The following is a 5675-nucleotide window of genomic DNA, read 5'->3' on the forward strand; positions in this document are numbered from 1 at the left end:
CCATCAGAATGCTCCTATCTCTCCACCGATGCCCGCAACAATAGCTGCGGTTTGGCGGGAAGGCAGTTCATCCCATTAGGTCAGACAGAAAACGACAATTAGCGGTTGGGCAAGGGGCGTTGCGCCCGCCTTCGGCGCGGCACCGGCGCCGCGGCTCTTCTCCGCAGATGGCTTTTCGTTCTTCCCGTGCCCGGCGCCCTCACCTGTGGAGGCACGCCGATGCGGGCCGCGCCTGCGCCGCGGCAGGATCAATGGCCCAGAACGGTCACTCCGGGCATGGCGGCGATGCGCTCCACGTCCCGGTCGTAATCCTCGGTCAGCTGGGCGACCAGTTGCGCGGTCCAGCCCGGCAGGTCGAGCTCGACCTCGATCTCCTCGTCGATGCCGTATTTGTCGAGGAAGGCGGCGGCGACGCGGCGCTGCATCTCGGTGCTCTTTGGCGGGCGGTTGCGCATGTAGCGCCGCAGCCGGCCCATCCCCTCCTGCGACATGATCGGGCGCAGCATGTCGAGCTCGCCGTTCAGCGGCAGCCCGTCCGGCAGGCCAGTCAGCGCGCAGAGCACCGCCGGCCAGATCAGCGGCGCGTCCTCGTGGCACCATACCGTCACCGGCGCATCGGGGCAGGCCTCGCGCAAGCGGGCGATCATGTCGGACCATGACAGGCCCGCGGGATCGCCGTCCACGAATGCCATCAGGTCGCTCTGCACGCTCGCCTGCGAATAAAGGTCCGGCACGAATGTCGCGGGGTTGGCGATCGCGAGGTGGAACGAGACGGGATGGTCGGGAAAAAGCGCGCGCAGCCATGCCGCCTTGTGGGTCTTGTGATAGAGGCGTCCGCCGGCGATCGACTGGCCCGGCGCCGAAAGGAAATTCTTGTTCGACAGGATCAGGCGTTCGGGATCGGCGCCCTCGAGGATCGTCTCGAGAAGCGCGTCCTGCATTTCCTCGTTGGCCCGTGCCCCGCGCAGACGCGTCGCGATATCGCGCAGCAGCGCCCTGTAACGACCGGCCGGCGGCGCCACGATGCCGAAACCGGCAAGCTGATCGCGATTTCGCCCCAGTGACTTCAGAAGACGGTCTTCATCGGTGCAATGGGCGCCGATGTGAAAGGCGATTTCCATCTGATCTTCCGGCCGGTCTGCACTGGCATTCAGCATAGCTGTCTGTTCTGGACAGGGGAACCGGATTTGGCTATGGCGGCGCAGATGATGACCGACAAAATCGCTCGGATACCAAGGCCGCGTCGCTGGCCGGCTCAACTCGATCGCTGGTCGCTCGGGGCGGCGGCGATCGCGATCCTTGTTCTTTTGCCCATCCTGGCGGTCCTCGCGCTTGCCGCGCGGCCGGGCGAGCCGATCTGGGCCCATCTTCTGAGCACCACGCTGCCGCGCTACTTCGGCAACACGGTGATCTTGATGCTGGGGGTGGGGCTGCTTGCCGCGGTCGCGGGCACGGTCACCGCCTGGCTGGTGGTGATGTACCGCTTCCCCGGCCGGGCGGTGTTGCAATGGGCGCTGCTCTTCCCGCTGGCGATCCCGGCCTATGTCGGCGCCTACGCGCTGGTCGATTTCCTCGAATATGCCGGTCCGGTGCAGACCGCGATGCGTGCGCAGTTCGGCTGGGCCGACGGGCGCGACTACTGGTTTCCCGACATCCGCTCGCGCGGTGCGGCGATCATCGTCCTCGCGGCCTCGCTCTATCCCTATGTCTACCTGCTGGCGCGGGCGGGCTTTCGCGAGCAGGCGGGATGCACCTTCGACGTGGCCCGGGCCCTCGGGGCCGGGCCGCTGGCGCGCTTCTGGCGGGTTGGCATGCCCCTCGCGCGCCCGGCGATCGCCGCGGGAACGGCGGTGGTGATGATGGAGACGGTCAACGATTTCGGCACCGTGGAGTTCTTCGGGGTGCAGACGCTGACCACCGGGATCTTCACCGTCTGGCTGGAGATGGGCAATGCCGGCGGCGCCGCGCAAATCGCCTGCGTCATCCTGATGCTGGTTCTCGTCCTCGTCACCCTCGAAAAGGTCAGCCGGCGCGGCAGCCGGTTTTACCGCCTCTCGCGCTCCGACCGGGAGAGCAGCCCGATCACGCTGGGCGGTCTGCGCGGCTGGGCGGCCTGCGCCGCCTGCGCCCTGCCGGTCGCCGTGGGTTTCGTCCTGCCGATCTCGGTCATCACCGCCCATGCGATCGAGCAGCCGGACCGCTGGGTCGATCCCGGCCTTCTCAAGGCGCTGCTCAACACCCTGACGGTCGGCGGCTCGGCGGCGGTTCTGACGGTGCTGGGGGCACTCTTCATGGTCTACGGGGTGCGCCTTGCACGCTCGCGCCTGCCGCGCCTTCTGATGCCGGTGACGACGATCGGCTACGCCGCGCCGGGGGCGGTGCTCGGTCTCGGGATCCTGCTGCCCCTCGCGGCCTTCGACAACGCGGTCGCCGATGGCATCCTGGCTGTGACCGGGCACGATCCGGGCCTGCTGCTGACCGGATCGGCGGCGGGGATCGTCCTGGCCTATTGCGTGCGCTTCTTCGCCATCGCCCAAGGTGCTGCCGATGCCGCGATGGGCCGCGTCTCCCCGAGCCTGCCGATGGCGGCGCGGGCGCTCGGGCGCACCGCCGGCGGCACCCTGCGCGGTGTCTACGTGCCGTTGATCCGCGGCTCCGTGGGCACGGCGCTGCTGCTGGTTTTCGTCGATGCCGTCAAGGAGTTGCCGGCGACGCTCCTGCTGCGGCCCTTCAACTACAACACTCTGGCCACAAGGGTCCATGAGCAGGCCTCGCTCGAGAAGATCGGCGAGGCCGCCCCGGCGGCGCTGCTGGTGATCGGGGTCGGGCTTGCGGCGGTGGCCGTGATGGCACGTGCCAACCGCGCCTGAACGGTTGCCGTCGGCGATCGAAGGCCTTATGGCAGACGCGGATGCCGGCGTAGCTCAGTTGGCCAGAGCGGCGATCTTGTAAGTCGAGGGTCGGGGGTTCGAATCCCTCCGCCGGCACCACCCTTTGCAGTCCGATGCCACGTCTAGGCAAGCAAATAAGGGCAAAACCCTAGGTTTGCCGCCTTCCTCCCGCATCCCTGACTTGCCCTGATACGCACTTTTGTGCACCTCATTACGCACGATTCCCGCATATGCGTAAAAGGGGCTATTCGGATAAGGGTGTGGAATCGTGAACCGGTTTGAGCCAGTCCTCTGTGTGGAGTCGATGGCAGTTAGGGCAGACCATCTGCCGGTTGCTGACCTCTGTGGTGCCGCCGTGTCTGATAGGTCGAATGTGGTTGATCTCAATGATCGCAGGCCCAAAGAGCGCCTTGCAGATGTCGCATTGAACCATCGCTGCCTTGCGGGCAACTTCGGCAGCAGCCTTCTCCTTCTTCACCCGCCCAGGTCTCTTTCCAAACAGCGTGCGCGCACGGATCGCGGGGAAGCTGTATCCAGCGCCAAGACGGTTGGTCATCTTGATCACTCGGTTACGGGCTTCGGTGGCCGCGTTGGTGTAGCGGCCATGATCGAAGTAATTCAGGATCTCGGTCTCCCAGTTCTTGGTCGCCGTCAGCACCGGACCGAACACCGGGCGCAAGTGTGCAGGCAGAGACGTGCGCCAGTCATCCAGCGCCGCTTTCGCAGTCTCAGACTTCCGGCAGCTCCATATGTCCATAAACCCTTCTTTGGCCTCATAGGCACCTCGCAGCTCGGGTGTGTTCTTGAGCCAGCCGTCGAGGTTCATCTGTTCCATCGGAGAGAGATTGAACGGACGCGTCAGAAACATCTTCCGGCCCTTCTTCAGCTCGCGCCGATCACGGGCTTCGAGAAGGCCCTGAAAGCGCCTCCGCGCCGTTTCCATAGCATCGTTGGCGAGGCGCTGAACGTGCCACTTATCGACGATGACGATGGCTTGCGGCATCGCGTGATGGACTGCGGCGCGGTAGGGCTTCCACATATCCATAGCCACGACCTTGACCTCCTCTCTGCCGGGAATAGTGCAGAGAAAGCGATGCACCGCACCCTGATCTCTGCTCGGGAGCAATTCGATAGGCCAACTGTCCTCGATGTCTACAATGATGCAGCGCATTTCGCCGCCGAGCATCAACTCATCGAGACCCAGAATGCGCGGAGCGCGAATGTTTATGGCGTGATCTTCCAGCAAAACAGCCGCGTTCTCTTTGCCGATCTGGCGGACGATCTTCTCATCGACGCCGACATCATCTGCGACATGCGTGTTCGGCTTCAAAAGCGCCTGAGCGGCGATGTATTCACGACACCGGACCGTCATGCGCCTGCTGTCGTCCATGTCGGGCAGGTCTTGCATGAAGGTTCCGCCACAGTCTCGGCACCGATAGCGGGCGCGTTTGACCTCAATGAAGGTCTGGCGACCATGCACCGGCGCATCGACATAGACAGTGGTCTTGGTCCCATGCTTGTAGAGATTGCCGACAGTGCCACACTTCACGCAGTGCTCCGGAGCCACATCATAGCTGGCCGGAATGCGATAAGCGCCGTCACTATCGATCTCGTAATCAGTCACAGTCCAGTCCGGAAGATACATGAGATTCGCCATGGAGCCGATAAAGCACCATTCGGATTAGGATGTGGAGTCTACTGTGTCCCAAGGAACCTCTTTCCCTTCCGCGTCCTCATACTGCGTCGTGCCAAAATCTCCTCCACAGCATTCTGGACAAATGATCCATGCTTTCACTGCATTTGGCGGATCGTCATCGAACTTTATGGCCTTATGCTTCCGACCGCACTTCGGGCACTCCAGGTCAATCTTTTTCATCACAAGCTTTCTGTTATCCGCGCCCATTCATCCGAGCGCAATCAGATCGAACATCATCAGCCTCTTCGTTATCGCCATAGTCGCAATCGCCGCATTTCGAGCAGGTGTGGACGGGCACCGAACACGCGCAGCAGTCGCCACCATCACATCCGGCATTCCTGCCGCCGGAGAACTGCCAGTCGTGCCCATACTTCCGACATGGCCCCTGCGCGATCTCGCGCCGTATCCGTTCGACCGCCGCCTCCGCTCTTTTAAGGTCTTCGATCATTCCCATGAGACACCCCAATTCCACACGATTGTCCGAAACAGGATACTACGTTGTGAGGTCATTTCAACATGATTATCCGAATAGCCGTAAAAGGAGGGGGTATGGCGAGCTTCCGCAAAATGGCCGGGGGCCGGTGGCGGGCAGAGGTTGCGCGCCAGGGGCGGCGATCCTCCAAGGTGTTCCCTACAAAAGCAGCGGCACGAGAATGGGCCGCGCGGCAGGAATACCTGATCGAGACCGCCGTACCAGCTGGGGAAAAGACGCTATTCCGCGACGTGCTGGCCCGCTACGCCGATGAGGTCAGCCCCCGCAAGCGGGGTGAGCGATGGGAGATCATGCGGCTGCGCAGGATGCGGCAGGACCGAATCGCCGAGATCTCCATGTCGAAATTGGCACCCGCACATTTTGCGGACTGGCGGGATCGGCGGCTGCGCGAGGTGTCGGCGGGCTCGGTCATCCGCGAAATGGTCTTGCTCTCCGCTGTCCTGAGCATCGCTCGCCGGGAATGGGGACTCATTGCCGTCAATCCGATGGCCGATGTGCGCAAGCCGCCAAATGTATAGGGCGGTTGCAAATTAGGCCACGGTAGCGCCGGTATTTTGCCGGGGCGGGCGGCGCAAAAGTCGTCCACTTTTGCTCT

Annotated in this window: 4 protein-coding genes and 1 tRNA gene; 3 read left to right on the plus strand and 2 right to left on the minus strand. The window is 63.4% G+C overall.

What is annotated here, in order from left to right; genetic code table 11:
* Positions 1 to 248 precede the first annotated feature (248 nt).
* Positions 249 to 1121, minus strand: a complete 873-nt coding sequence (locus PMES_RS15885) for a hypothetical protein (RefSeq protein WP_159966705.1) — start codon at positions 1119 to 1121, stop codon at positions 249 to 251.
* 84 nt (positions 1122 to 1205) lie between these two features.
* On the opposite strand from PMES_RS15885, the gene PMES_RS15890 reads away from it, so the two are divergent.
* Entirely contained in the window at positions 1206 to 2870 is a 1665-nt protein-coding gene (locus PMES_RS15890; protein WP_438943248.1) for an ABC transporter permease, read from the plus strand.
* A gap of 43 nt (positions 2871 to 2913) precedes the next feature.
* Positions 2914 to 2990: transfer RNA gene (locus tag PMES_RS15895), tRNA-Thr, on the plus strand.
* A gap of 145 nt (positions 2991 to 3135) precedes the next feature.
* Here the strand turns inward: PMES_RS15895 and PMES_RS15900 are convergent.
* Positions 3136 to 4515: an ISL3 family transposase gene (locus tag PMES_RS15900; protein ID WP_159966706.1), complete on the minus strand. Its 1380-nt coding sequence runs from the start codon at positions 4513 to 4515 to the stop codon at positions 3136 to 3138.
* A 621-nt stretch (positions 4516 to 5136) separates the two neighbouring features.
* Between PMES_RS15900 and PMES_RS15905 the strand changes: the two genes are divergently transcribed.
* The gene (locus tag PMES_RS15905) at positions 5137 to 5598 is read left to right on the plus strand and encodes a site-specific integrase (protein ID WP_159966707.1); all 462 of its coding nucleotides are present in this window, start codon (positions 5137 to 5139) and stop codon (positions 5596 to 5598) included.
* Positions 5599 to 5675: the final 77 nt, after the last annotated feature.

The organism is Profundibacterium mesophilum KAUST100406-0324, assembly GCF_009835145.1.
Taxonomy (GTDB): Bacteria; Pseudomonadota; Alphaproteobacteria; order Rhodobacterales; family Rhodobacteraceae; genus Profundibacterium; species Profundibacterium mesophilum.